Genomic DNA, 25,826 nt, shown 5'->3' on the forward strand with positions numbered 1-25,826 from the left:
AACGCCCCGGTATGCCCGGACCCGGGGGGCGGCTGCGGGACCACGACTCGCCACGCCCCCGCCTCCCCTGGTTTGAGCCCGTTGTCAGTGGGTCAGTGCACTATCGGGGTGGGAGGTGGCGTGATGACGCACGCGGCGTACGACTGCGATGTGCTGGTGATCGGCGGCGGGATCGTCGGTCTGTCGACCGCGTACGCGCTCACGCGCACCGCGCCCGGCACCCGGGTCACCGTGCTGGAGAAGGAGTGGGGGCCCGCCCGTCATCAGACGGGGCGCAACAGCGGGGTGATCCACAGCGGCATCTACTACCCCCCTGGCTCCCTCAAGGCGCGCTACGCCGTCCGGGGCGCCGCGGAGATGGTCGACTTCTGTGCGCGTCACGGCATCACGCACGCCGTGACCGGCAAGCTGATCGTCGCGACCGAGAGCGGCGAGCTGCCCCGCCTGCACGGCCTGGTCCAGCGGGGGCGGGAGCACGGACTGCCGGTCCGGGAGCTCGGCCCCGCCCAGATCGCGGAGTACGAGCCGCAGGTCCGCGGCCTCGCGGCGATCCGGGTCGGGACGACCGGGGTGTGCGACTTCGGGGCGGTGGCCGCACAGCTGGCGGCCGAGGTGAGCGGGTCGGGCGGGCAGATCCGGTTCGGCGCGGAGGTAGTCGCTGTCGACCGGCGCCCCTGGGGCATCGCCGTGCGGACGGCCGACGGGCAGGTGGTCCGCGCCCGGGTGCTGGTCAACTGCGCGGGGCTGCACAGCGACCGGGTGGCACGGCTCGCGGGCGACGACCCCGGGGTGCGGATCGTGCCGTTCCGCGGGGAGTACTACGAGCTGGCGCGGCCGGAGCTGGTGCGCGGCCTGGTCTACCCGGTGCCGGACCCGGCGTTCCCGTTCCTCGGGGTCCATCTGACCCGGGGCGCCGACGGCACGGTCCACGTCGGGCCGAACGCGGTCCCGGCGCTGGCCCGTGAGGGGTACGGCTGGCCCGTCGTCCGCCCCCGTGAGCTGGCGTCCACCCTGACCTGGCCCGGTTCCTGGCGGATCGCCCGGCAGCACTGGCGGTACGGGGCGGGCGAGGTGCACAGATCCCTGTCGAGGAAGGCGTTCACCCGGGCCGTCCAGCGGCTGCTGCCCGAGGTGACCGAGGACGATCTTCGGCCGTCCCCTGCCGGGGTCAGGGCCCAGGCGGTGCTGCGGGACGGCACGCTGGTGGACGACTTCCTGTTCCGCGAGGCCCCGCACACCGTGCACGTACTGAACGCGCCGTCCCCCGCCGCCACGGCTTCGCTGCCCATCGGGAGGGAGGTGGCGCGACGGGCCCTGCTGCGGGCACGCGCGACGGGATGGAAGCCGCCCGCCGTAGAATCCGGTCATTGTGTCTGAGCCTGTGAACCCCACCCCCGAAACGCCCGGCACCCCCGCGGACGCGGATGCCGAGGCCCGGCGCGCAGCATCCTTCGAACGGCAGCGCAGACTCCGCCAGGAGCCCCGCTTCCCCGGCGGACCCGCCGCCGACCCGGCAGGATCGCACCACGAGCGCCGGATCCGCAGCTTCCAGCCGCGCCGCAGCCGGGTCACCGCCGGCCAGGAGGACGCCCTCCAGCGGCTGTGGCCGAAGTGGGGCCTGGACATCGACGGCCTCCGCGTCCTCGATCTGCCCGAGCTGTTCGACGGCCTCCCGGTGGTCCTGGAGATCGGCTTCGGCATGGGCGAGGCCACCGCGCAGATGGCGGCCGACGACCCCGGCACGGGCATTCTGGCCGTCGACGTGCACACCCCGGGCCAGGGCAATCTGCTCGGTCTCGCCGACCGGGCAGGGCTGTCCAACATCCGGGTCGCCAACGGTGACGCGATCATCCTGCTGCGCGAGATGCTGGAGCCGCAGGCGCTGGACGGGCTCCGGGTGTACTTCCCCGACCCCTGGCCCAAGAAGCGGCACCACAAGCGCCGGCTGATCCAGACCGAGTTCCTCGACCTGGTGGCACAGCGGACGAAGCCGGGCGCGGTGATCCACTGCGCGACGGACTGGGAGCCGTACGCGGAGCAGATGCTCGAGGTGCTGACGGCGCACCCCCTGTTCGAGAACACACAGGCGGACGGCGGCTACGCGCCACGGCCCGCGTTCCGGCCACTGACCCGCTTCGAGGGACAGGGCCTGGACAAGGGGCACGTCGTGCAGGACGTTCTGTTCACCCGTCGGTGAGCCGGCGCGCGCACTGACGTGCCCCCGGCCGCCCCCGGCCGCCCTCGGCCGCCCTCGGCCGCCCCTCGGTCGGCGCCAGTTGCTGCCGGGGGGTCGCTGATCAGCCACTGAACGGTGCCCGGCGCAGCGCACCATGGCCAGGTGTCAGTCCCTCTCGTTAGGGTCATCGGGTGTCCGAGGGGTACGAGCAGCACCAGCAGCCGGCCGTCCCGGTTCTCGAGGAGCAGCGGCTCGACGAGTTCCTGGGCGCCGTCCCGGAGCGCGGCCAGTGGCGTTACCGGCCGCGCCGCGTCGGCGTGGTCTGGCGCAGCAAGGCGTTCCGTGCCGGTGCGGTGATCGTCGTGCTCGCTCTGTGCGGCCTGCTGATCCTGTCCATGGTCCGCGAACAGACCGGCACCGAGGGTTTCCTGGTCGGGCTGGGGCTGGCCGTCCTGCCCGTGCCGCTCCTGATGGCGGCGTTCCGCTGGCTCGACCGGGTCGAGCCGGGCCCCTGGCGCAATCTGCTGTTCGCCTTCGCCTGGGGAGCGTGCGCCGCCGCCCTGGTGGCGATCATCGCGAACACGTTCGCGACCCGGTGGATCGCCACGGCCACCGCCGACCCGGCGAGCGCCGACACCCTCGGGGCCACGGTGATCGCCCCGGTCGTCGAGGAGAGCGCCAAGGCCGCCGCCGTGCTGTTGATATTCCTGTTCCGCAGACGGGAGTTCAGCGGTGTCGTGGACGGCATAGTGGTCGGCGGGTTCACCGCGACCGGCTTCGCCTTCACCGAGAACATCCTCTACCTGGGCAACGCCTTCGGCGAGGACCAGGAGCTGGGCACCACGGGCCTCGCGTCGGTGACGGCAGGGACCTTCTTCGTACGGGTGGTGATGTCGCCGTTCGCACACCCCCTGTTCACGGTGCTCACGGGCATCGGCTTCGGGGTCGCGGCGGTGGCCGGGCGGCACCACCGGGTGCGCCGGATCCTGCTGCCGGTCCTCGGCCTGCTCCTCGCCATGGGCATGCACGCCCTGTGGAACGGCTCGTCGGCCTTCGGCCCCTACGGCTTCTACGCGGTGTACGGGGTGTTCATGGTGCCGGCCTTCGGCCTGGTGACCTGGCTGGCCATCTGGACGCGCCAACGCGAACTGCGCACCCTGGCCACCGAGCTGCCCGTCTACGCTGCGGCCGGCTGGCTGACTCCGGCCGAACCGCTGTCGCTCGCCTCGATGCGGGCCAGGGGCATGGCCCGCGACATGGCACGGCACTGGCACGGAACCTCCGACCGGGCCCGGGGCAAGGCCGCAGCACAGGCGGTCGCGGAGTACGAGGGGTTCGCGACCTCCCTGGCGGTGCTGCGCCGCAGAGCCCGCCGCGACACACCCGGTCCGGACTTCGCCGAGCGCGAGCAGGAGCTGCTGCACCACCTGTGGCAGCGCCGGGAGGTCGCCGGCCCGGCCCTGACGTACGCGGCCCATGCGACGGGCCGGTTCCGCGCCCTGCGCGGCACGGCCCCCATGGGCCCGGCCGCGGTCCCGTCCCCCCGCAGGTTCCCGCAGCCGGCCCCGTACCCGCAGCAGCCCGCTCCGTATCCGCAGCAGCAACTCCCCGCGCCGCACCGGCACTACGGCGGGTACAACCCGTATCTGCACGACGGTCACCAGCAGGACAGCCGCCCACCCGCCTAGCCGGGAGGGGGAGGTGTCAGGCGGATGCTTCGGTGAGGTCCGCCAGGTCCTTGTCGGTCAGCCGCAGGTCTGCCACCGCCACCAGTGCGGGCAGCTGCCCGACCGTGCGGGCGGACGCGATCGGCGCGGCGACGGTCGGCCGGGCGGCCAGCCAGGCCAGCGCGACCGTGGCGATCTCCGCGTCGTGCTCCTGGGCCACCCTGTCGAGCACGGCGAGCACCTTGCGGCCGCGTTCCGACTCCAGGTGCCTGGCCGCGCCGTCGGCCCGGGCGCTCTCGACCGTTGTGCCGGGCCGGTACTTCCCGGTGAGGAAGCCGGAGGCCAGCGCGAAGTACGGGACGGCGGCGAGGCCCGCCTCGGCTGCCGTGTCCTGGAGCTCGCCCTCGTAGGTGTCGCGCGAGACGAGGTTGTAGTGCGGCTGCAGCGCGACATAGCGGGCGAGGCCCTCGCGCTCGGAGAATTCCAGGGAGGCCCGGAGCCGCTCGGGGCTGATGTTGGAGGCGGCGATCTCACGCACCTTGCCGTCCTTCACCAACTGGTCGAGCGCGGTGACGATCTCCTCCACGGGGACGGTCTCGTCGTCGAAGTGCGTGTAGTAGAGGTCGATGTGGTCGGTGCCGAGCCGGCGCAGCGAGGCTTCGGCGGCGCCCTTGATGGTCGCGCCGGCGAGCCCCTTGAACTCGGGGTGGGCGCCGACCTTGGTGGCGACGACGATGTCGGAGCGGTTGGAGCGCGACGCCAGCCACTTGCCGACGAGCGTCTCCGACTCGCCGCCCTCGTTGCCCGGGGCCCAGGCGGAGTACGAGTCGGCCGTGTCGATGAAGTTGCCGCCGGCCGCGGCGTACGCGTCCAGGACGGCGAAGGACCCGTCCTCATCGGCCGTCCAGCCGAAGACATTGCCGCCGAGAGCGAGCGGGAAGACCTGGAGGCCCGAGGAACCGAGTGTGCGGAGTGAAGTCATACCTGGAACAAACCAGTCCCCTCAGGCGACTATTCCGACGGATGCGGACCGCGGGCAGACCGGCAGCCCTGACGTCGGGGGGGGGTGCGCCAGGGCCGCCGGGGTTCAGGGGGCGTCGTCCGCCGGGGTTCGGATGGGCCGTCCGCCTGCGCGAACGCTCGGCGCAGGAACGGCGAGGGCTCGACGGCAGCACCGCGGAGCACCGGCGAGGGCTCGGCGGAAGCGCCGCGGAGCCCTCGGACCGGGAGACCTCAGATCGAGAGACCCTTGCTGCGCAGCCAGCTCATCGGGTCGATGCCCGAGCCGTCCGCGGTGTGGACCTCCAGGTGGAGGTGAGGGCCGGTCACATTGCCGGTGGCGCCGACGCGGCCGATGGTCTCACCGGTGGTGACCCGCTGGCCGGCGGTGACGTCCATCGAGGACTGGTGGCTGTACGAGATCTCCGTACCGTCGTCGAGCTCGATGACGGTGTGGTACCCGTACGAACCCGACCAGCCCGCCGACTTCACCGTGCCGCTGTGCACGGCCTTGATCGGGGTGCCGGTCGGCGCCGCGAAGTCGAGACCGGTGTGGTAGCCGGAGGACCACATCGAACCGGCCTGGCCGAAGGTCGAGGTGATCGTGTACGAGGAGGTCGGGAGGGCGTAGCTGGCGGCGAGCTTGGCGAGGCGCTCGGCCTCTGCCTTCTTCTTCGCCGCGAGTTCCGCCGCCTTCTTCTCCGCGGCGGCCTTCGCCTCGGCCTCGCTCTGCTGCTTCGCGGCTGCGGCCGCGGCCGCTTCGGCCGCTGCCTTCTCCTCCGCGGCCTTGGCCTCGGCCTCGGCTCCGGCCTGCTGCTGCTCGGCCTGCTGGAGGATGCGGGCGCGCAGCGCCTCACCGGCGTTGCTCGTGCCCTGCTCGGCCTCGGCGGCCGTGATGCCGGCGGTGGTGAGCGGGGAGGACGCGGCGACCGTGCCGTTGTCCGCCGCGTCGTCCGACATGAACGCGCTCACGCCGGGCAGGGACTTGGCGTCGGGGAGGTTGTCCGCGATGGAATCGGGAAGAGAAATAGAGACCGGCGGCTTGCTCTGCGCAGTGGCCATGCCACCCGCGCCGACGGCCGCGATGACGCCGACACCGAGGACGGTGGAGCTACGGGCGAGGCCGCGCTGCTTGGCTACACGGTGCCTGCCGCGTACGGGACGGATGGACTCCTCGGTGGGGTTCCATTCCTCCCATGTCCTGCCCTCGTCACCGAAGCTGTCGGACCTGAAGGGTGACGGGGCCTCGGGGGCAGGCTGATTGGACGCCACGTGGGCGCACTCCTTTCCTTCCTTCTCGCCTACCGGGTTAGCTGACGGGTTCGGAGCAGGAAGGTCTCCTACGGGCATCTCCGTCTCTTACGAGACACAGGTGCCCGATTCACCCCATGTAGGTGGTTCCCCGGTTTCCTTGCGGAATTCGGCGCTCGCGCACGGTGCCGCCTCTTGCGACGACTGGGACAACCGCGCTGCGTTATCGAACGTTAATAGACACCCGGGTCCGATTCCAAGCTGTTCCCGTTGATCATTCACGGCTCCGGCGTGGACTTTCAGGGGATTAACGGTCCGAAACGGGCGAGTTGAGTATTCCCGGTCGGGGTACCAATTTCTGACGTTGCGTCAAATGTTATGCGGAGCGGTGCCCTTCGACTACACACCGTGGCAACCACTCATCCATCGCCCCGCCCCACGATCTTCACAGTCGTCCGCCGCTCCGGCTGCCCCCGGGCGGGCCGGCCGACCGCGAGCAGCGCCATGTCGTCCACGGCACGGCCCTTCGTGTGCAGCCGTACGTCGTCGGTGAGCGCCGAGAGCAGTTCCTCGGGCCCCGGGAAGATCCGGCCGCGCAGCCGGGCCGCCGGGTCGTAGAAGACCCCGTCCGCGTCCCGCGCCTCGGAGAGGCCGTCCGTGAACGCCAGGAGCGTCGCCCCGGCAGGCAGTTCCCACTCGTCCGACCGGTCCGGCCACGCCCCCAGGCCCATCCCGATCGGCAGCGCCGGCACGGTCGGCGCCAGCACCTCGAGCGCCCCGTCCGCGTGCAGCAGGATCGGCTCGGGGTGACCGCGGTTGACGATCCGCAACCTCCCCGAGCCCGCCGGAATCTCGGCGAGCACGGCGGTGACGAACCCCTCCATCGAGTCGAGCCCGCCGCGCCGGGTCCCTTCCCGCGCCAGCGCCCGCTCCAGCCGCTGCGCCACACCCTCCAGCGACAGCTCCTGCTCGGCGGCCTCCCTGAACGCCCCGATCACCACGGCCACCGCCTCCACGGCGGCCAGCCCCTTGCCCCGTACGTCCCCGACGACCAGCCGCACCCCGTGCGGGGTGTCCGCGACGGCGAACAGGTCACCGCCGACGAACTCGTCCGCCTGCGCCGCCTCGTACCGCGCCGCGACCAGTAGCCCGCCGATCCGGTCGTCCGGCGTCGGGAGCACGGCGCGCATCGCGGTCTCCGCGATGACCCGGGCCGAGGCCAGCTGCTCGTTGCTGCGCCGGACGACGCCGTTGATGACGAGGGCCAGCACGGAAACGGTGACCAGGGTGAACAGCTCGGTGACCGGGGCGACGTCCGAGATCGTGTCGTCGTACAACCGGATGGCCAGGACCGTCAGGATCGCGGCCACGGCCGTACGGATCGTGCTAGCCAGCGAGAAGAACGGCGCGGCGATCAGCGGGGCCGCCGCGAACAGGGGGATCGCACTGACCTCGGGCGGCGTATTGAGGTCGAAGACCACCCCGGCCGCGATCATCAGTGCGGGCAGCAGACGTACGAACTGCCGGGTGCGGGCACCTCCAGCAGCTACGCCGCGCCGCCTCTCCCGCTTCCCCACCTGTGCACTCCTGCCCGGTCCGCCCACGGCTGCGGACGGTACCGCGCTCCAACCAGGCTGGCCGGAGCCGCGCCGTGCGGCGACTCGTCGTCGGCCAAAGGGAGGAGCGCCGAGCGCCGCGCCCCGATGGTCAGTCGGAGAGCCTGCGCTGCGCGTAGATCGTCAGTGCATCCCGTACGAAGACGGCGGTGCCGTCTCCGTACCGATCGTAGTTCTTCCCGAAGCGGGGATCGGCGACGTACATCTCGCCGAGGCCGATCACGTACGACCGGGTGGCCGTCGCGGTCACCGACAGCCACTCGCAGTGCCGCCGCGCGATGTCCTGCACCTGCTCGCTGCCCGGGTCCATGCCCGCGGCCCTGGCCTGCCCGTAGTCACGGGCGACGGCCTCGTGCGCGGCCCGGAAACTGTCGCGCTCCGCCCGGCTCAGCGATCGCCACCACCGGTCGCCCTTCTCGTACGCGTCCCGCCCCCAGCGCTCGGTGACCTCCTGCTCGTACACCGTGTGATCGAAGCCGTCGAACACTTCCTCGGCCATGAGCTCTCTTCCCTCCTCGGTCTTGTGGAGAGTGGTCCGCACCGAGGCGATCTGCCGCCCGATGCGCTCCCGCTCCTGCTCCAGCAGTCGCAGATGGGCCCGGAGCGCCACCGACGTGTCCCGCTGCCCCTCGAGTACGTCCTTGATGGCGGGCAGCGAGAGACCCAGCTCCCGCAGCAGCAGAATGCGCTGCAGCCGGACGAGGGCGTCCTGGTCGTAGTAGCGGTAGCCGTTGGACCCGATCCGGCTCGGCGCGAGGAGACCGAGATCTCCGTAGTGCCGGAGCGTGCGGCTCGTGGTGCCGGCCTTTCTGGCGATTTCCTGGATGGACCACTCCATGCCGAGAACGCTAGATCTTTACGTTGCGTCAAGGTCAAGCACGGCAGCCGTGGCGGACGTCGGCATACGACAGAGGCCCGGATCCTCGAAAGGATCCGGGCCTCTGTCTTTCAGTAGCGGGGACAGGATTTGAACCTGCGACCTCTGGGTTATGAGCCCAGCGAGCTACCGAGCTGCTCCACCCCGCGTCGTTGTGAGTGCAACACTACGCCATCCGGGACGAGGTCCTGACCATTTACCTCCGCGACCCCCCGCTACCCGCTCCGGCACCGCCCGGATCGCCGGTGCCCGCGGCCCCCGCGGAGCATCCGTCCGCATCGGCGGCAGGGTGCGTATGCCCCCGTAGGCACGGGCGGGCCGGAGTGCGCGGCTCCGTCAGCGGCGGGACGCTGGAGCTATCAGTCCTGCGGTGTCCGCTTCCGCCGGCTACCGAAGTTGCCGGAGCGCCGGCGCAAACCCGCACCGAAGGCCGGCACAGGCGGACCGGGTGCGGCACACGCTTCGGCAAGGAGACGGTCATGGACGGCACCACACTCGAAACGATGCGGACCGAACTGCGCGGCCCCGTCATCGGCCCGGACGACCCGGAGTACACACGGTCCCGCACGATCTACAACGCCATGATCGACCGGAGACCGGCGGCCGTGGTCCGGTGCCACGACACGGCGGACGTCATGGCAGCCGTCGACTTCGTACGCACGCACGGCCTCGAGGTGGCGGTGATGGGCGGCGGACACAGCGGACCCGGTCTCTGCCTCGTCGACGACGCCGTCACGATCGACCTGTCGCCGATGCGCGGCGTGCGCGTCGACCCGGCCACCCAGACCGCGCAGGTCGACGGCGGGGCGAAGCTGGGCGACCTCGACCACGCCGCCCACGCGTTCGGCCTCGGCACCCCCGCGGGCATCATGTCCACCACGGGTGTCGGGGGCCTCACCCTCGGCGGCGGACACGGCTACCTCACCCGCAAGTACGGCCTCACGGCGGACAATCTGGTGTCCGCCGACGTCGTCCTGGCCGACGGCGGCTTCGTCACGACGAACGCGAGCGAGAACGCCGACCTCTTCTGGGCGCTGCGCGGCGGCGGCGGGAACTTCGGCATCGTGACGTCGTTCGACTTCGAGCTGCACCCCGTGGACACCGTGGGTGTCGGCATCACCGTGTGGCCGCTGGACCTCCTCCCCGACGTCATGCGCTGGTACCGCGAGTTCCTGCCGCAGGCGCCCGACGATCTGTACGGCTTCTTCGCGTCGATGACCGTCCCGCCCGCGCCCCCGTTCCCGGAGGAGCTCCACGGCCAGAAGGTGTGCGGTGTCGTCTGGTCCTCGACGGCGGACCCGGACGCCCTGGGCGAGACCCTCGCGGTCGTGAACGAACCGGGCAAACCCGCCTTCCACTTCACGGCGCCGATGCCCTACCCGGCGCTGCAGGCCATGTTCGACGAGCTGATCCCCACGGGCCTCCAGTGGTACTGGCGCGGCGCCTTCTTCGACCGGATCACGGACGACGCCGTCGACGTGCACGCCAGGTACGCGGAGGCACTCCCCACCGGTCTGTCGACCATGCACCTCTACCCCGTCGACGGGGCCGCGGGCCGTGTCGGGGCCGACGACACGGCATGGGCCTACCGCGACGCCGTATGGTCCGGCGTCATCGCAGGCATCGACCCCGACCCGGACAACGCGGAGGCGCTGCGGCAGTGGGCCGTGGACTACTGGGACGCGCTGCACCCGCATTCCATGGGCGGCGCGTACGTGAACTTCATCGGCGCGGGCGAGTCCCCGGACCGGGTCCGGGCCACCTACCGCGGCCATTACGACAGGCTCGCGGAGGTCAAGCAGGCCTACGACCCGCACAACCTCTTCCACGCAAACCAGAACATCGAGCCCAACCCGGGTCACTGACCCTCACGCCGACCACGGCAATACAGAGGGAAAGCCGTGCTCCGAGGGTTACAGTCTGCATGCACCGCATGATGATCCGGCCGCCCCCGGAGCGGCGCGACACCGGAAGCGGCACATCGTCGTCGTACCGGTCGGGACCAGTCCGGCATCACACCATCGGCTCGGTCACGGGGCTCTCACCGCACACCTACGTACAGGACACTCCATGACCGACATGCCCGCACGCACCACGCAGCGGCACTCCAACGGCTCGGCCGCGGACACGGGCGCGCAGCTCGCCGCCCCGGGCGCGGCTGCCCCCCTTCCCTCTCCGCAGTACGCGGGCCTGTTCATCGAGCCCGATCTGCCGCCGCTCCTCGACGAACCCGAGTGAGCGACGGGCCGGAGCGGTCCGAGGAACCGGACGAGAAGCGGGCCCGGTGAGGAACAGGGCCGGCTGATCGACAGGCACGTGAGCAAGGGGTCCGAGTGACCGGCCGGACCGCATGGTCGTTGGAGGACCATGCGCATCCGAATCGCCGTCGTCGCCCTCGGAGCGGCCCTCCTGCTCGCCGCGTACCTCTCGAACATCCCGTCCGAGGCCGAGACCGAAGCGGCCTGTCAGCGTGCCCTCGACAACACGTCGACCGCCACCCTCCGGCCCGACATCTGCCTGGACGTGTCCGCCGACACCTACCGGACCTTCCTCCTGATGTACGCGCTGCGGGCGGAAGGCCTCGACTAGGGCCTGCCCACGCGCGCCGCCAGGAAGTCCTCCCACGTCCGCGTGCCCGTATCGGCCCCTTCGAGGGACAGGTTGTCGCCGGCACGGTAGGCGCGGCCGGCCTTGCCGGGCATCCGGACCGGCACCGTCATCCGGCGCCTGCCCCGCGCCCGGAGGTACCCGCGGATCAGGCCGGACATGTCGTACACCGTGGGCCCGGTCAGGTCGGGCACCCGGCCGGCCGGAGCACCGAGCGCCAGTTCCACGAGCCGGGCGGCCACGTCGCGCGGATCGACGGGCTGGAGCCTGAGCCCGCCGGGGACGGGAACCACGGGCAGCATTCCCATCTTCTGCACGACGGTCAGGGTCAGGTCGTGGAACTGGGCGGCACGCAGCACCGTCCACGGCAGACCGGAACCGGTCACGGCCCGCTCCGCTTCCAGCTGTGCCCTGAGATAGCCCAGCGGTACCCGGTCCGCGCCGACGACCGAGATGTGCACGAGATGCCGCACCCCGGCACGCGAGGCGGCCCGCACCAGATTCCGGGTCGCCTCGTCGTCGCCCTTGGGGCCGCCCGCGAGGTGCAGGACGATCTCGACGCCGTCCACCGCGGACTCGACACCCTCGTTCCCGAGCAGGTCACCGGTCACGTACGCGATGCCCTCGTCCGCGGACTCGTGACGGTGCCGGCTGAGCACCCGTACCTCACGGCCGGCCTGCCGCAGCAGCGGCACGACGAGCCGTCCCAGCGTGCCCGTACCGCCGGTGACCAGGATGGGTGATGTCATGATCTCTCCAATCTCGGGTGCGGCCGGGAAGCCGTCCTCCCGGTCACATCGGCTCTGTTCCGTGGGTCTACCGCTATGACCCGCCGCGAGGAAGGAATGTGACAGGTGGACGAGCGCGAATGGCTGACGGAGCGTTTCGAGGAACACAGGCCCCGGCTGCGGGCGGTGGCCTACCGGATGCTCGGGTCGGTGAGCGAGGCCGACGACGCCGTGCAGGACGCCTGGATCCGCGTCGGGCGCGCCGACACGCACAGCGTGGAGAACCTCGGCGCGTGGCTGACCACGGTGGTCGCGCGGGTGTGCCTGAACATGCTGCGCTCACGCGATCACCGGCGTGAGGACCCGCTGGACGTGCACGTGCCCGACCCCGTCATCAGCCCCGTGTCCGGGGGCGACCCCGAACAGCAGACGCTGCTGGCCGACTCGGTCGGGCTGGCGCTGCTGGTCGTCCTCGAAACGCTGGCACCGGCCGAACGGCTCGCGTTCGTGCTGCACGACATGTTCGCCGTGCCGTTCACGGAGATCGCCCCGATGATCGACCGGTCGCCCGCCGCGACCCGTCAGCTCGCGAGCCGCGCACGGCGCCGGGTGCAGGGGCGGGCGCCGGTACCTGACCCCGATCTCGCGCGCCAGCGCCGGATCGTCGACGCCTTCTTCGCCGCCGCCCGCGACGGCGACTTCGACGGGCTCGTCGCCGTGCTGGACCCCGAGGTCGTCCTGCGGTCCGACGGCGGAGGCGCCCAGGCCCGCCACACGGCCGTCCTCACCGGGGCACACACCGTGGCCTCGCAGGCGCTCACCTTCGGACAGCTGTCCCCGTTCGCCCGGCCCGCACTGGTCAACGGAGCGGCAGGGGTCGTGGTCGCCGCGCACGGGAAGCCGCTGTCGGTCATGGGCTTCACCGTCACGGACGGCCGGATCGCCGCCATCGACGTACTGTCCGACCCGGAACGGCTGCGCGCCCTCGACCTGACGGTCCTGGACGACTGACGGGAACGGCAGGGCGCCCCGCTCGTGGCGGGGCACCCGGTGGCCGGGCGTCAGCTGCCCTGCTGCTGCTTCCACTCCGCCTGGGCCTCGTTGAGCCGCTCGGCCAGGGAGCCCAGGAACTCCTCGGCGCTCATCTTGCCGAGCAGCACCTTCTGGAAGTTCGGCTCGCTGTCCGCCTTGGACAGGGTGTTCCAGTCGGGCAGGTAGTACGGGAGCTGGACGATCTTCGTGTCGCCGGAGAACAGCGCCTCGGCGCCGAGCTTCGTGGTCTCGGACGTGTCGATCCAGGGGTCCCCGGCGGCTTCCTCGTTGGCGGGTATCAGGCCGGCCGACTCGCTGAACTTGGAGTTCGCCGCGTGGGAGGCGGCGTACTCGATGAACTTCCAGGCCGCCGCCTTGTTCTCGGACGACTTGAACAGGCCCAGGCCGGAGACCGGGTTGGAGACCATCACCCGGGTTCCGTCGGCCAATTCGGGCTGCGGGATGCCGCGGAACTTGTCGGCGCCCAGCGTGCTCACGTGGTCCTGGTAGGAGCCCAGGTTGTGGTTGAGCATGCCGATGTCACCGGAGTCGAACTGGGCGACCATCTTGGTGAAGTCGTTGTTGAGGTCGGCCGCGGGAGTGGCCTTCTTGTACAGGCCGACGTACTTCTCCAGCGCCGCGACGTTCTTCGGGTCGTCGACCGTGGTCTTCTCCCCGGCCGCGTCCCAGAAGGACTCGATGCCGGACTGCCCGTACATCGCGTCCAGCGCCTGGGCGATGGAGCCGGGGCCGCCACGGATCGTGTACCCGAAGACGTTCTTCTTCTTGTCCGTCAGTTTCGCGGCGGCCTTGTAGAACTCGTCCCAGGTGCCGGGTTCGCCCAGGCCCGCCTTCTTGAACAGGTCGGTGCGGTAGTAGAGGACGCCGTTGGTGGCGGAGATCGGCACCGTGTACATCGCGTCCCGGCCGCCGGCGGCCTTCACGTTCTCGATCATCGCCTCGTTGAGCTTGCCGCTGAGGCTGCTCTTCCCGAACCGCTCGTCCAGCGGCTCCAGCGCGTCCTGCGCCGCGATGCCGGCGACCATCGCCGCCCCCACACCGCCGACGTCGGGCAGACCGCCGCCCTGGATGGCGGTGTCGTACTTGGACTGCGCCTCGGTGGAGGCAAGGCCCACGTACTCCACGTCGAGCCCCGGGTTGGCCTTCTCGAAGTCGGCGATGATCTCCTTCCAGACCGCCGTACGGACCCCTCCGTTCTCGTCCCAGAAGACGATGTGCCCGGTGCCCTTGCCTTCGCTTCCCGTCGCTCCGGTCATTCCGCTGCCGTCGTCACCGCAGGCAGTGGCGGTCAGGGCCAGGGCGGAAACCAGGGAGATCGCGGAGGCGAGGCGGCGGCTGCGGTGCTTGCTCATGGGTCGGCTCTCTTCTCTGAGTGCTCACTGTCAGGGATCCCCGGGGCGAGCGGGTCACCGCGGGCCGAAGCCGTGCGGGACGCGCTCGGGGCGCCGTCGGGGGAATCGGAGGGCGGTCTGTCAGCCCTGCACGGCGGGCAACGTCCGCGTCGCGCAGGACCGCGCCGGTCTGCCCGAACCGGCCGGAACCTTCGGCGCCTGCTCGCGGCGCAGTCGTCCGGTGCGGGAGGGGGCCGGGTGCGGGCCTGTCTGCATGGCGGGTCTCAGATCTCTTGTATCGCGTCTCATATATGACATACGAAGAACAACGCGATGAAGGTAAGTCGGCCCGATGCCCCCGTCAATGCACTGGACAAAAGAAGTTCCCGCAGGCCTCGCGCTCGCAAAGGAGGGCCAGTTGCGTACGCCACCGACGCTGCCGCTCGCCCAGGGCGCCGGGAAAGACGAAGCGCCCCGACCGGCCGAAGCCGATCGGGGCGCTGCGCAGCAGACCGGCAGGCCGTGCGGGAATGGCTACTTGAGGTAGACGAGGCCGTCGGTGGTGACGGTCGGGCGACCGCTCGTGCCGACGACGACGATCTTGATCGTGTGCTTGGCGGTCGTGGTCCAGGTCTTGGTCCAGATCGCGTCGCGGTACTTGGTGGTGGAGGACTTCAGGTCGACGGTGGCGGTCTTGACGCCGTCGACGTAGACGTACGCCTGGCCGGAGGTGGAGGCGCGGGAGACCACCCAGGCCGCCGACTTGCCGGTGAAGGTCCAGGTCAGGCTCGCGTTCCTGGTGGCGCTGGAGTAGGACCTGCCGCCGAGGTAGCTGGTGGAGGACTTGGTCGCCCAGGTGCCGGACCTGGCTGCGGAGGACTCCTGCAGGATCACCGGGGTGCCCGTGGCGGAGGCGGTGGCGGTGTTTCCGGCTCGGTCGTAGGCCGTCATGCGCCAGGCGGTGGCCACTGCGGACTTCGCGGTGTGGGCGGCGCTGTAGGTGGTCGGGCCGTACGTCCTGGCCACGGGGGCGGTCAGCCGGACCTCCTTCAGCGCGGCGCCGTCGGTCGCCTTCCAGCTCAGGGTGAGCGGGACGGCGGTGGTGCTGACGGCGCCGGTGCGCAGGGAGAGGGAGGGCTTGGTGGTGAAGGCGGGGACGGTGGTGTCCGCGACGACGGTCGCGGCCGCTGTCGTGGCGGTCGTGCCGGACTGGTGGACCGCGCGGACGGTGACCTTGTGGCTGCCCACGGCGAGGGTCGCCTTGGCGGAGGTCGCGGTACCGGCCGCGGTGGCCGCCACCTTTCCGTCGACGAGCAGCTCGAACTTCGAGATCAGCGAAGCCGGTGTGGTGGCCGACCAGTTCACGGTGACCGCGGCCTTGGCGTAGTACGTCGTCCCGGACAGAACCGAACCGGCGACGGACTTGATCGCCAGACCCGTGACCGGGCCGGCCGCCCAGGAGCGGACGGTGCCGAGCTGGGCGTAGAAGGCGTTGCCGGGGCACTGGGTGTTGTAGCCGTCCCGGTGACCGTGGATGACCGGGAAGGTCAACTGGTCGCCCTTGGCCCAGGACTTGCCGAAGTAGTTGAGGCCGCTGTCGCCCGCGGTGAGTGTCGTCGTACCGGCGGGGTTCACGCCGTACTGGCCGAGCTTCCACGCCGCGATACGGGCCACCGAGGCCATCGCGGCCTGCGGCGGAGCGGCATCGGTGTAGGTGCCGAGTACGGAGATACCGGTCGTCTCGGCGTTGAATCCGTAGGCGTGCGCGCCCATCACGGGCCTGTCGATGCCGCCCTTGCGGCCCTCGTAGATCTGGCCGCACTTGTCGACGAGGAAGTTGTATCCGAGGTCTTTCCAGCCGAGCTGCTTCACGTGGTAGGCGTAGATGCCGCGCACGACCGCCGGACCCTGCTCACAGGTGTAGGTGTTGGACTCGGCGGTGTGGTGCACCACCACAGCCTTGACCTTCTCACCGGGCAGATAGCCCGGCTCCTCCGGGCTGATCGACTCGTCCGCACCCCAGCCGGCGCGGGAGGTGACCGGCGGCTGCGGCGCGGTGGACGGCGGCGCGGGCGGCACCGACACCGTCGGCGTGGGGCTCACGGTTTCGGAAGCCGAGACGGACGGCGACGGTGAGCCGCTGGGCGTTTCCGACGCGGCCGGCGGCTCGCTCACGGAAGGTTCGGCGGGCGGCTCGCTGCTCGCCGGAGCCGAGGGCTCCGTCGGGCTCTGCGTCGGCTCACCGGGGTCCGACGGCGAGTCGGTGGGCAAGGGCTCATCGGTCTCCTCGACGGCGAACGCCGCGGGCTCGATGCCCGTGACCTTGCCGCTGCCGGGGTCGACCATGTCCAGACGCAGGCCCGCGGGGAGCTCCGAAGTCGACCCGCCCGAACGCACACGGGCCTCGACACCGTTGGAGGGGCCCACCCATGCCGGCTCGGTGCCGCCGCGTGCAGCACCGTTCTCGCCCTGACCGCTGTCGCCGTCAAGGCGCAGCCAGCGCGACCATTGCCCCGACCCGACCGACCGCGTACGCACCTCCACCGCGCCGGGGACGTGCGCTGCCGGATCGGTCCACGTCACCCCCAGCATGCTGAACGGCTCCGCGTCCCGCTGCGCCAGGGAGGCGGACCGGCCGTCGCCGCTCGTCGCCAACTGCTCCGTGTTGGCACGGGCCTTGACGGGGCCCGGGCTTCCGTCCGGCTGGACACCGTCGCCCGTGCTGCCGGTGACTCCTTGGAAGACAAGCACTCCGGCCAGCCCCGCAACGGCCGTAGCCGCCGTCACCCATATCCGACGCCGCTTCACGCAGCCCCACCCCCCGACTCTCCCCAGACCCCATCGATCTTCACAACCCGGCCCCTCGAGACCCGAGCCGGATGGAACCTACCGGTAGCGGACCACATCGAGCTTTAGCTGTGAGTGGGACATTGATGTCATCTCGGTAGATGTACGCAGATTCACCCCATGGTGAGGGGAGGCCAATTCGCCGATGACGGGAACTTTCAGGGCAATCCAACATCGAAAATATGAGCAAGATCACTCGATTGCCGCCAGGTGTCGGCCGTCGATCCAGCAACCACTTGCCGCAGTCGTGGCTCCCCTCCTCCTCACCGTGTTCGCCACAGCACCGCAGATGCGGTGCCTCTGTGAAGACACAGGAGAAGAGGAAGACGTGACAGTGCGTCGACCCGCGCGAAGACGTGGCCGGCTCTTGCCCGGCGTGGATGAGAGGTCGAGAAAAACGAAGCGTCCCGACCGGCCGAAGCCGATCGGGACGCCGAGCAGCAGGTCAGGGGGTTTCCCCTTCCCCGCACCAGGTAGGCCGTGTGGGACTCGAACCCACAACCAACGGATTAAAAGTCCGCTGCTCTGACCAATTGAGCTAACGGCCCCTGAGCGATCACCCCCCGAGCATAGCCCGCCCGGGCCCGGCAGCCGATCGGGTATCGGGTGCCGGGCCCTGTCGCGCCGGGGCCTGGGGAATCATCCTTCCGTTTCGTCCTCGATCGCGGCCTTGTGGTCGGGATCGGACTGTTTGAGGAACCAGTGGCGGGCCGACGCCAGCCACCAGGTGGCCGCGAAGCCGAGCACCACCAGGACGGCCAGCGGGGCGTAGTTGAAGGTCTCCCAGGTGACGGGGGACACCTGGGGCAGCATGAACAGCACCGTGATCACGGCGACCCAGGCCACCGCGACGATGCCGATGGGGCGGGACCAGCGGCCCAGGTGCCAGGGGCCCGGGGTGAAGTCGTCGCCGCGCAGCAGGCGGAGCAGGGTCGGGATGACGTAGGCGATGTAGAGGCCGATGACCGCGATGGACGTCACGGCGGCGTACGCGGTGACGTTGATCAGGTACGGGAGCCCGAGCGCCAGGGCGCCGAGCGCCGCCAGCCAGACCGCCGCGACAGGGGTGCGGGTTCGAGGGCTGACCGTGTGCCAGACACGGGAGAAGGGCAGGGCGCCGTCGCGCGAGAAGGCGTAGATCATGCGGCTGTTGGCGGTGACCGAGGCCATGCCGCAGAACAGCTGGGCGCCGATGACGACGAGCAGCAGGAGTTTGCCCGTGGTGGCTCCGAGCGCGTCCAGGAGGATCTGGGCGGGCGGGGCGCCTGTCGGGGAGCTCAGGGCGCCGTCGTACGACTGGATGGCGAAGGTGAAGCCGAGCAGCAGCACGAAGCCGGCGATCCAGGAGGTCCAGATGGACTGCACGATGCCGCGCGGGCCCGCCACGGCCGCGTCGTGGGTCTCCTCCGTCATATGGGCGGAGGCGTCGTACCCGGTGAAGGTGTACTGGGCCATCAGCAGGCCGATCATCACAACGTAGAAGCCGCTGCCCCAGCCGGTGTTGTTGACGAACTCGGTGAAGACGAACGACGCCGACTGGTGCGAGTCCGGTACGAAGGTGAGAGCGCCGACGATGACGGCGACACCGACGACGTGCCACCAGACGCTGATGTTGTTCAGGACGGCGACGATGCCGACGCCGAAGGTGTTCAGCAGTCCGTGCAGGACGAGGATCGCGGCGAACAGCAGGATCGTGCGGCCGGGCGTGATCTCGAAGCCGAACTGGAGGTTCAGGTACGCCCCGAGGAAGGACGCCGCCCCGAAGTCGATCCCTGCGGTGACGGCGACCTGGCCGAGCACGTTGAACCAGCCGGCGAACCACGCCCATGCCGCCGCCGAGCGCGGTGGGGCGAGGCGGTGGGCCCAGAAGTACAGGCCCGCGGACGTCGGGTACGCCGAACAGATCTCCGCCATCGCCAGGCCGACGAACAGCGTCATCAGGCCGACGCCGACCCAGCCCCAGGTGATGACGGCCGGGCCGCCGGTGTTCATGCCGAACAGGTACAGCGTCAGGCAGCCGGAGAGCACGGAGATGATCGTGAACGAGACGGCGTAGTTGGAGAAGGCGGACATCCGGCGCGCGAGCACCTGGGTGTAGCCCAGCTGGGCCAGCCGCTCCTCGTCCGTGGCAGGGGCGGAGGGACCCGATGAGACATCGGGCGGGGGCTTCGTGACTGCTGCTTCGTCGTTTGTCATGCCCCCAGCGATGCCCTCACCGGGGGCACGGCATGCACCCCTCACTCCACCCGTTGCCCCGCTAGAAGATCGTCGGGTAGATGTTCCAGCCCGGCCCCACCTTGGCCCGCGCCGTGAACGAGCCCGTCCCCGTGCCGTTGTACCGCCAGAGCACCCCGGCCTTGTCCCTGGCGAGCAGGTCGTTCCTGCCGTCGCCCGTGATGTCACCGACGGCCGCGAGCGCGTTGTACGCCTGCCAGCCGGGGCCGATCCGCACCTTGGCCGCGACCCTGCCCGTGCCCGTGCCCGCATAGCGCCACAGCACCCCGGCACTGTCGCGTACGAGCAGGTCACCGAAGCCGTCGCCGGTGAGATCGCCCGCTCCCACGACCGTGAGCCCCTTCCAGCCGACCCCGATCTGGGTACGGGCCTTCAGCCTGCCCTTGCCGTCGCCCGGGTACAGGAAGAGGTAGCCGGTGGACTGCTGGCGGGCCAGCAGGTCCGGGATCCCGTCGCCGTTGATGTCGCCGGGCGCGAACATGTCGTACGTCTTCCAGCCGACACCGATCTGCACGGGCTCCGCGTTGACACCGATCCCGCACCAGCTGTCGATCCGCAGCAGAGTGCCGTCGGTCTTCACAGCCAGGTAGTCGTTGCACCCGTCACCGGCGAGGTCGCCCGTAGGAAGGATCCTCCTCGCGTCCGTGTCGAAGATCCCCCAGTGGCCGGTGGGCGGGCCGACCGTACCGGGCAGCTTGCCGTCGCGATGTCCGATCATGCCTTCGTCCACGACGACGTGGAGATCACCGAGTCCGTCCCGGCCGGAGTCCCGCCAGGCCGCGGCGCCCCCGGTCAGCACGAACTCACCGCTACGGACCATCGCCGCACCGTGGCCGTCGGCCGGCTGGACGGTCAGCGTCCAGCTGTACGGGCCGTTGACGGCCAGCGGGTCGGCACCGGTCCGGCCGTCCCAGTACCCCGTGAGCCTGCCCCGGACCTCGCCGCCCGTGACGGTGCCGACCGCCTTCCCGGTCCGCCGGTTCGTGAAGACGGCCTTCCACGACGAGGCGGGCTTGGAGAGCTTCCCCCCGTATCTCCACACGCTCGAGTCCGCACCGGGCTGCCCCGTCCACGACTCGTCACGGGCGGACAGCGGCTGGGTCGCCACCCCGGTCGGCACGACGTGCACCTGCTGTCCCGCGTCCACGTAGGCGAGGTGCCCGCCGTACTTGTCGACCGTCCACGCCACCCGCCGCTGCGGGTTCGCGGTCGCGGGCAGGTCCGCGACGACGCGGGTCACCGCGGCACCGGTCGCCGCCGAGGACACCAGATCGGTCAGCACCAGCTTTCCGGCCGCCTTGTCGTGGCGTACGAGATATCCGTCCCCAAGCAGGGCTTCTCCGACGGGTACGGCGATCGACTTCCCTGTCGTACGGTCGAGAATCCCGGCGCCGCCGGAGGGTCCGCACGTCCAGTACAACCAGCGTCCCAGTGCCTGGAGTTCGCTCGGTGCGCAGCCCGAGCCGAGGTCGACCGTCGCCGTCGTCGAGCCCGTGGCCAGGTCGTACGAGGTCACCGTGCCCGGCTTCGTCCCGGCGCTCCACAGCGTTCCGGCCCACAGGGCGGACGCCACGGGGCTCCGGGTCAGGATCTTCTGACCGCCCAACCGGTAGACGATCTGCTGGTTCGACGCGGCATGCGTATAGACGGCGTAGTCGCCGTCGGTGTCCGTGAGCGTTCCACCGGACAGCCCTGTGCGGACCGAACTCCCGCGTTCCCGTATCTCGTCGCCGGCGCCCGACTCCAGCCGGATCAGTACCACCGGCTTGCCGTCGCCGGTGCCGTGGATGGCGTGACAGTCGGGATCCTCGGGTCCGCATTCGCTCACGAACGAGATGGACGACCCGGACGCGGGTCCGTAGGAGGGGGTTCCCTGGACCGCGAGCTCTCGCTCCGTGCCATTACGGAGCGTTGTCGGACGGGTCACGGCGGTCAGCCTGCCCGCCGACAGGCCGATTCCCTCCAGGTCCATCGGCAGTGCGGCAAGGTCGATCACACGGGTCGGCTCGGGCACCCCGTCCTGACCCTCGACGATGCGGTACACCCCCCACGTGGTGTCCGACGCATAGCCGGTGGCTCCGCCGACGACCACGGCGGAACCGTCCTGGGCAGCCGCGATCTCCGTCCTGGCCTTAGCGAGCAGCTGACGTGAGGGACCGCCGTCGAGCGGTGTGGCCATCAGGGAGACGCTCCCCTTGTTGTGCAGCAGCCAGTCGCCGACGACAGCGAGGTGGTAGCCGCTGCGCTCGGTGGGCGCCGGTGCGGTGAGGACCCTCGGAGTGGCACCGATGTCGGACCGGGGAACCACGCTGATCGTCGAGTCGGCGCCGTACGAGTACCAGACCACGTACCGGGGCGTCAGAAGGTAACCGGGCGCGGTCCCCTGTATGCGGGCGGAGCTGCCGGCCATGTGCGCGGTTCCGAAGTCGACCATCGCCATCTTGGCGACCCCGTCGTGCACGTAGCGCAGCAGGACGCCGCTCTCGTCGCCTGTCGCGGCTGTCTGGGCCGCCCCCGCGTATCTGGCGCCCTCGGGGAGGCCGGTGACCGTACGGTCCCGCGTCGTCCCGTCGGCCCGTATGTCGAGGAGGTGTGCCTCGGTGGCCGTCGTGCTGGTCGTCCCGTCGGCTTCCGTGGTCACCAGCTTCACGGCGACGACCGTATGCCCGTAGACGCCGGCGAAGGTGAGCCCCTCGGGGATCGGCACGAACGTCGTGGTGCCCGCCACCATGTCGCGCAGCTCGACCTCGTCCGCCCACTGATAGGCGATCGTGTCGGTACCGGTCCCGTACACCTTCATGAGGATGCCACTGCCCGTCGGGCCCGCCGGAACGTGGGCACCGTCGGAGAAACGCGTCCAGCGGTAGCCGGAATTGGCGGACGGGCGGTTGAAGACGCCCAGTTCACCGACGGCGTCGGCCTCACGGGCACCGCCGGTGGAGACGAGGTTGAAGGACTGCACGGTGCTGCGCAGCGTGGCCGGCACCACCACGGGGTCGGCCGCTGCGGCCGTCGCGGCCGGGACGGCGTTCTGTACCGCCCGCGGCGTGGCCGCGGCCGGCGTCGGCAGGCCCGCGGTGACGGACAGTACGAGCGATGCGGCGATGACGCCGGAGCTGAGGGCACGGTGGGCCACTCGGGTTCCTCCCCTGGACTGATGAGCACGCAGGCATGGAGGAGGAAGGAAAAGCTGTCATTGGAACTGGACGGCTTCCGGGCGCACTTGGACGCTCGGGTCTGCCCCCGGCACGTAGCCCCCCACGCGAGTGGACGGATCCTAACAGGATCTTCACAGAAATAGAGAGCGGTTTCGAACCCGTTCAACGCCTCAACGCCGCAGGGCCCGTACAACACCGGAGTGTCGTACGGGCCCTGCGGATCAGTCGGTCAGCGACGGTCAGCCGTTGCGCTTCCAGCGCGGCTTGTCGTCGCGGCGGCCGAAGGTACCGGTGCCGGTACCCGTGCCGGTGCCACCGCGGTGGCCGGCCGGACGGTCGCCGCCGCCGGAGCGGAAGCCGCTCGAGGGACGGTCGTCGCGGCGGTCACGGTTGACCGGACGGTCGCTGCTGCCGGAGCGGAAGCCACCGGACGGGCGGTCGTCACGACGGTCGCGGTTGAACGCGGGACGGTCGTTGTCGCGGTTGAACGCCGGGCGGTCGTTGTCACGACGCTCGAAGGAACGGCCGCCACGGTCGTCACGACGGTCGCCGCCACCGGAGCGGAAGCCGCCCGAGGGACGCTCGTCACGACGCTCACGGAACGCCGGGCGGTCGTTGTCACGACGCTCGAAGGAACGGCCGCCACGGTCGTCACGACGCTCGCCGCCACCGGAGCGGAAGCCGCCGCCGGACGGACGGTCGTTGCTGCTGCGGAACGACGGACGGTCGCTGTTGCCGCGGTAGCCGTTGGCACCGGACGGGCGGCCACTGCGCTCGCCGACACGGTCGTTGCCGCCGCGGTATCCACCACGGTCGCCACCGCGGTCGCCGCCACGGTCGTCACGACGGCCGTAGTTGCCGCGGTCGTCACGACGGTCCTCGCGGGGAGCCGGCTGCTCCGGCACGGCCGCGGCGGCCAGCAGGGCGGCCTCGGCCTCGGCGGCGACCTCGGCCACCGCTGCCTCCGGGTCGTCCCCACGCTCACGGGCGGCACGGGCGACCAGGCGGTCGGCCTCCTCGCGCAGCTCGACGGCGCGGCGCTGGACGCGCTCCAGCTGCTTGGTGAGGTCGGCTGCCTCGCGCTCGGCCTGCTTGGCCGCGTTGTTCGCGGAGTCGGCCTGGACCTCGGTCAGCGAACGGGCACCGGTGATCTCGGCGACCTCCGGCTCGAAGACGCCCGCGCCCTGCACGATGTGACGCGAGGCGTCGACGCCCGCGTCCTCCATGAGGCGGAAGATCTGGCGACGCTGGTGCGGCAGCGCCAGCGAGACGACGACACCGGACTTGCCGGCACGGGCGGTACGGCCCGAGCGGTGCAGGTAGTCCTTGTGGTCGCCGGCCGGGTCCACGTTCAGGACGAGGTCGATGCCGTCGACGTGGATGCCGCGGGCGGCGACGTCGGTGGCGACGAGGGCGTTGACGAGGCCCTTCTTGAAGTCCTCGAGCACACGGGTACGGGCACCCTGCGTCATGCCGCCGTGCAGCGCGTCCGCCTTCACGCCGGACTCGATGAGCTGCTCGGCGATTCGGTCCGCGCCCAGCTGGGTGCGGACGAAGATGATCGTGCGGCCCTTACGGGCGGCGATCGCGGAGGTGACCGGCGCCTTGTCCTTCGGCTTCACGACGAGGACGTGGTGCGACATGGTCGAGACGTTGCCCTGGGCGCTGTCGACCTCGTGGGTGACCGGGTTGCTCAGGTAGCGCTTGACGAGCGTGCCGATCTCGTTCTCCATGGTGGCGGAGAAGAGCATGCGCTGGCCGCCGCCGGGGATCTGGTCGAGCAGCTCGGTGACCTCGGGCAGGAAGCCCAGGTCGGACATCTGGTCGGCCTCGTCGAGGACCGCGACCTGGACGTTCGCCAGGGAGCAGGCGCCACGGTTGATGATGTCGCGCAGACGGCCCGGGGTGGCGACGAGGACGTCGACACCGCGCTCCAGCGCGTAGATCTGGTTGCTCATCGACGTACCGCCGCAGACGACCTTCATCTTCAGGCCGAGGACGTCGCCGTAGGGCTGCAGTGCGTCGGCGACCTGCATCGCGAGCTCACGGGTCGGCGTGAGGATGATCGCGCGGGGCTTCTTCTTCTCGGTGTGACCGCCGGCCAGCGTGGCCAGGGTCGGCAGACCGAAGGAGAGCGTCTTGCCGGAGCCGGTACGGCCGCGGCCGAGGATGTCCTTGCCGGCCAGGGCGTCCGGGATGGTCGCCGCCTGGATCGGGAAGGGGGCGGTCACACCGTTCTGCGCGAGCTTGCGGACGATGCCGTCGGGCAGTCCGAGCGAGGCGAACGTGATGGTCGGCTCAGCGTCGGCAGCGTCCTCGACGACCTCTGCGGCCTCGTCGGAGAGCTCGGCGTCGGCGGGGGCCTGGATCTCGGCGGGAGCGTCCACGACGGCCACAGCGGCCTCGGGAGCCGCGGCCACTACGGCCTCGGCGAGCTCCACGAGCTCGTTGTTCTCGACGTTCTCGGGCATGACGGTGTGGTCAGAACTGGAAATTGACATGCGAAATGCGAAACCTTCCGGAGTCTCGGCACGCGCCCGTAACTCCGTGTTTTCGCAATTTCGACCGCCTCAATGCGGTCCAGCCACGGCAAGGGAGAGTACGCGCCACACGGCGCTCTTCTGTGTCGGCGCCGGGCAATGGGATCAAACGATCTACTACCATACGCACCCTCCCCCACATTGCGCAAACCCGACCCCCTCACACCGGCGCGACCTGCGGTGATACCTCCGGAGTGGGCCACACCTCCACCCTGTCGCGCGCACCCGTCGCATCGTTTCGGGAGTGCGCGGCGGGCGAGGCGGAGGGCTGCTCCGGCGGCTGTGAGGGCTCCGGATCGGGAGCGGGCGGAGGCTCCTCCGGAACCACCGGCGGGGGCGGCGGTTCGCCGGGCCCCGGGGTGCTGGGCTCCGGGGTGGGCGGGTGCCCTCCCCCGGACGGCGCGGGGGTACCGGGCCCGGGTACCGGACGGGAGTCCCCCGGCGTCGCCGACGGGGCTGCCCCGGAGGCACCCGGGGACGCCTTGCGGGCGGTGTCCCGCTCGGACTGCGCTCCGGCGTGGCCGCCACCGCCGAAGCCGGCCCGGCCCGAGCCGGAAGCGGTGTCACCGCCCGGTTCGGCCGGTGCCCCCTTCTGGCCGGCCGGGCGCGACGGAGCCGGCTTCCCGGCGTCCTCGCCGACGCTCATACAGCCTGTGGACGCGGCGATCGTCAGCGCGGTGACGGCTGCCCAACGGACAGGGGCGGACAACTGGCGCACGGGATGGCACCTCCGGGGCGGGA

The 25,826-nt window shown here is 70.8% G+C and carries 18 protein-coding genes, 2 tRNA genes and 1 riboswitch; of the genes, 7 read left to right on the top strand and 13 right to left on the bottom strand.

What is annotated here, in order from left to right; genetic code table 11:
* Positions 1–120 precede the first annotated feature (120 nt).
* The 3 genes from lhgO (at position 121) to OG257_RS18430 (ending at position 3,864) form a co-directional block, all read left to right on the top strand.
* A complete protein-coding gene (gene lhgO / locus OG257_RS18420; protein WP_329208809.1) occupies positions 121–1,377 on the top strand; it encodes an L-2-hydroxyglutarate oxidase in 1,257 nt (418 codons plus the stop codon).
* Positions 1,370–2,197, top strand: a complete 828-nt coding sequence (gene trmB, locus OG257_RS18425) for a tRNA (guanosine(46)-N7)-methyltransferase TrmB (protein WP_329208810.1) — start codon at positions 1,370–1,372, stop codon at positions 2,195–2,197. The genes lhgO and trmB overlap by 8 nt, the downstream gene beginning before the upstream one ends.
* Positions 2,198–2,367: 170 nt before the next feature.
* Positions 2,368–3,864: a PrsW family intramembrane metalloprotease gene (locus OG257_RS18430; RefSeq protein ID WP_329208811.1), complete on the top strand. Its 1,497-nt coding sequence runs from the start codon at positions 2,368–2,370 to the stop codon at positions 3,862–3,864.
* 16 nt (positions 3,865–3,880) lie between these two features.
* Here OG257_RS18430 and OG257_RS18435 read toward each other — a convergent pair whose 3' ends face one another.
* The 5 genes from OG257_RS18435 to OG257_RS18455 form a co-directional block, all read right to left on the bottom strand.
* A complete protein-coding gene (locus tag OG257_RS18435) occupies positions 3,881–4,825 on the bottom strand; it encodes an aldo/keto reductase (RefSeq protein ID WP_329208812.1) in 945 nt (314 codons plus the stop codon).
* A gap of 251 nt (positions 4,826–5,076) precedes the next feature.
* Positions 5,077–6,114, bottom strand: coding sequence for a M23 family metallopeptidase (locus OG257_RS18440; RefSeq protein ID WP_329208813.1), 1,038 nt, complete (start codon positions 6,112–6,114; stop codon positions 5,077–5,079).
* 11 nt (positions 6,115–6,125) lie between these two features.
* Positions 6,126–6,278, bottom strand: a riboswitch (cyclic di-AMP (ydaO/yuaA leader).
* Between the two features lie 234 nt (positions 6,279–6,512).
* Positions 6,513–7,670 (bottom strand): PP2C family protein-serine/threonine phosphatase, encoded by a 1,158-nt coding sequence (locus tag OG257_RS18445; protein WP_329208814.1) that lies wholly within the window; start codon positions 7,668–7,670, stop codon positions 6,513–6,515.
* A 130-nt stretch (positions 7,671–7,800) separates the two neighbouring features.
* A complete protein-coding gene (locus OG257_RS18450; protein WP_329208815.1) occupies positions 7,801–8,547 on the bottom strand; it encodes a MerR family transcriptional regulator in 747 nt (248 codons plus the stop codon).
* A 114-nt stretch (positions 8,548–8,661) separates the two neighbouring features.
* Positions 8,662–8,735: transfer RNA gene (locus tag OG257_RS18455), tRNA-Met, on the bottom strand.
* Positions 8,736–9,065: 330 nt separating this feature from the next.
* On the opposite strand from OG257_RS18455, the gene OG257_RS18460 reads away from it, so the two are divergent.
* The 3 genes from OG257_RS18460 to OG257_RS18470 all read left to right on the top strand — a co-directional run bounded on the left by OG257_RS18460 (position 9,066) and on the right by OG257_RS18470 (position 11,175).
* Positions 9,066–10,451 (top strand): FAD-binding oxidoreductase, encoded by a 1,386-nt coding sequence (locus OG257_RS18460; RefSeq protein WP_329208816.1) that lies wholly within the window; start codon positions 9,066–9,068, stop codon positions 10,449–10,451.
* 205 nt (positions 10,452–10,656) lie between these two features.
* Positions 10,657–10,824, top strand: a complete 168-nt coding sequence (locus OG257_RS18465) for a hypothetical protein (protein ID WP_329208817.1) — start codon at positions 10,657–10,659, stop codon at positions 10,822–10,824.
* Between the two features lie 129 nt (positions 10,825–10,953).
* Positions 10,954–11,175, top strand: a complete 222-nt coding sequence (locus tag OG257_RS18470; RefSeq protein WP_329208818.1) for a hypothetical protein — start codon at positions 10,954–10,956, stop codon at positions 11,173–11,175.
* Here OG257_RS18470 and OG257_RS18475 read toward each other — a convergent pair.
* Entirely contained in the window at positions 11,172–11,942 is a 771-nt protein-coding gene (locus OG257_RS18475; protein WP_329208819.1) for an SDR family oxidoreductase, read from the bottom strand. The genes OG257_RS18470 and OG257_RS18475 overlap by 4 nt on opposite strands.
* Positions 11,943–12,047: 105 nt before the next feature.
* On the opposite strand from OG257_RS18475, the gene sigJ reads away from it, so the two are divergent.
* A complete protein-coding gene (gene sigJ, locus OG257_RS18480; RefSeq protein ID WP_329208820.1) occupies positions 12,048–12,932 on the top strand; it encodes an RNA polymerase sigma factor SigJ in 885 nt (294 codons plus the stop codon).
* Between the two features lie 50 nt (positions 12,933–12,982).
* Here the strand turns inward: sigJ and OG257_RS18485 are convergent, their stop codons facing one another.
* The 7 genes from OG257_RS18485 to OG257_RS18515 form a co-directional block, all read right to left on the bottom strand.
* Positions 12,983–14,326, bottom strand: coding sequence for an ABC transporter substrate-binding protein (locus OG257_RS18485; protein WP_329208821.1), 1,344 nt, complete (start codon positions 14,324–14,326; stop codon positions 12,983–12,985).
* Positions 14,327–14,839: 513 nt separating this feature from the next.
* Complete coding sequence (locus tag OG257_RS18490) at positions 14,840–16,897, bottom strand: N-acetylmuramoyl-L-alanine amidase (protein ID WP_329215172.1); 2,058 nt, start codon at positions 16,895–16,897, stop codon at positions 14,840–14,842.
* Positions 16,898–17,626: 729 nt separating this feature from the next.
* Positions 17,627–17,700: transfer RNA gene (locus tag OG257_RS18495), tRNA-Lys, on the bottom strand.
* A gap of 91 nt (positions 17,701–17,791) precedes the next feature.
* Entirely contained in the window at positions 17,792–19,348 is a 1,557-nt protein-coding gene (locus tag OG257_RS18500; protein WP_329208822.1) for an amino acid permease, read from the bottom strand.
* Positions 19,349–19,409: 61 nt separating this feature from the next.
* Positions 19,410–22,523, bottom strand: a complete 3,114-nt coding sequence (locus OG257_RS18505; RefSeq protein WP_329208823.1) for an FG-GAP repeat domain-containing protein — start codon at positions 22,521–22,523, stop codon at positions 19,410–19,412.
* A 261-nt stretch (positions 22,524–22,784) separates the two neighbouring features.
* Entirely contained in the window at positions 22,785–25,016 is a 2,232-nt protein-coding gene (locus tag OG257_RS18510; protein ID WP_329208824.1) for a DEAD/DEAH box helicase, read from the bottom strand.
* A 229-nt stretch (positions 25,017–25,245) separates the two neighbouring features.
* A complete protein-coding gene (locus tag OG257_RS18515; RefSeq protein WP_329208825.1) occupies positions 25,246–25,803 on the bottom strand; it encodes a hypothetical protein in 558 nt (185 codons plus the stop codon).
* Between the last annotated feature and the right edge of the window lie 23 nt (positions 25,804–25,826).

It is taken from the genome of Streptomyces sp. NBC_00683 (assembly GCF_036226745.1).
GTDB lineage: Bacteria > Actinomycetota > Actinomycetes > Streptomycetales > Streptomycetaceae > Streptomyces.

What these genes read in the sequence shown, in the direction of transcription:
- OG257_RS18435 (WP_329208812.1), bottom strand. Translation starts at nt 4,825, where the DNA reads ATGACTTCACTCCGCACACTCGGTTCCTCGGGCCTCCAGGTCTTCCCG.
- OG257_RS18450 (WP_329208815.1), bottom strand. Translation starts at nt 8,547, where the DNA reads ATGGAGTGGTCCATCCAGGAAATCGCCAGAAAGGCCGGCACCACGAGC.
- OG257_RS18460 (WP_329208816.1), top strand. Translation starts at nt 9,066, where the DNA reads ATGGACGGCACCACACTCGAAACGATGCGGACCGAACTGCGCGGCCCC.
- OG257_RS18465 (WP_329208817.1), top strand. Translation starts at nt 10,657, where the DNA reads ATGACCGACATGCCCGCACGCACCACGCAGCGGCACTCCAACGGCTCG.
- OG257_RS18470 (WP_329208818.1), top strand. Translation starts at nt 10,954, where the DNA reads ATGCGCATCCGAATCGCCGTCGTCGCCCTCGGAGCGGCCCTCCTGCTC.
- OG257_RS18475 (WP_329208819.1), bottom strand. Translation starts at nt 11,942, where the DNA reads ATGACATCACCCATCCTGGTCACCGGCGGTACGGGCACGCTGGGACGG.
- OG257_RS18485 (WP_329208821.1), bottom strand. Translation starts at nt 14,326, where the DNA reads ATGAGCAAGCACCGCAGCCGCCGCCTCGCCTCCGCGATCTCCCTGGTT.
- OG257_RS18490 (WP_329215172.1), bottom strand. Translation starts at nt 16,897, where the DNA reads ATGCTGGGGGTGACGTGGACCGATCCGGCAGCGCACGTCCCCGGCGCG.
- OG257_RS18500 (WP_329208822.1), bottom strand. Translation starts at nt 19,348, where the DNA reads ATGACAAACGACGAAGCAGCAGTCACGAAGCCCCCGCCCGATGTCTCA.
- OG257_RS18510 (WP_329208824.1), bottom strand. Translation starts at nt 25,016, where the DNA reads ATGCCCGAGAACGTCGAGAACAACGAGCTCGTGGAGCTCGCCGAGGCC.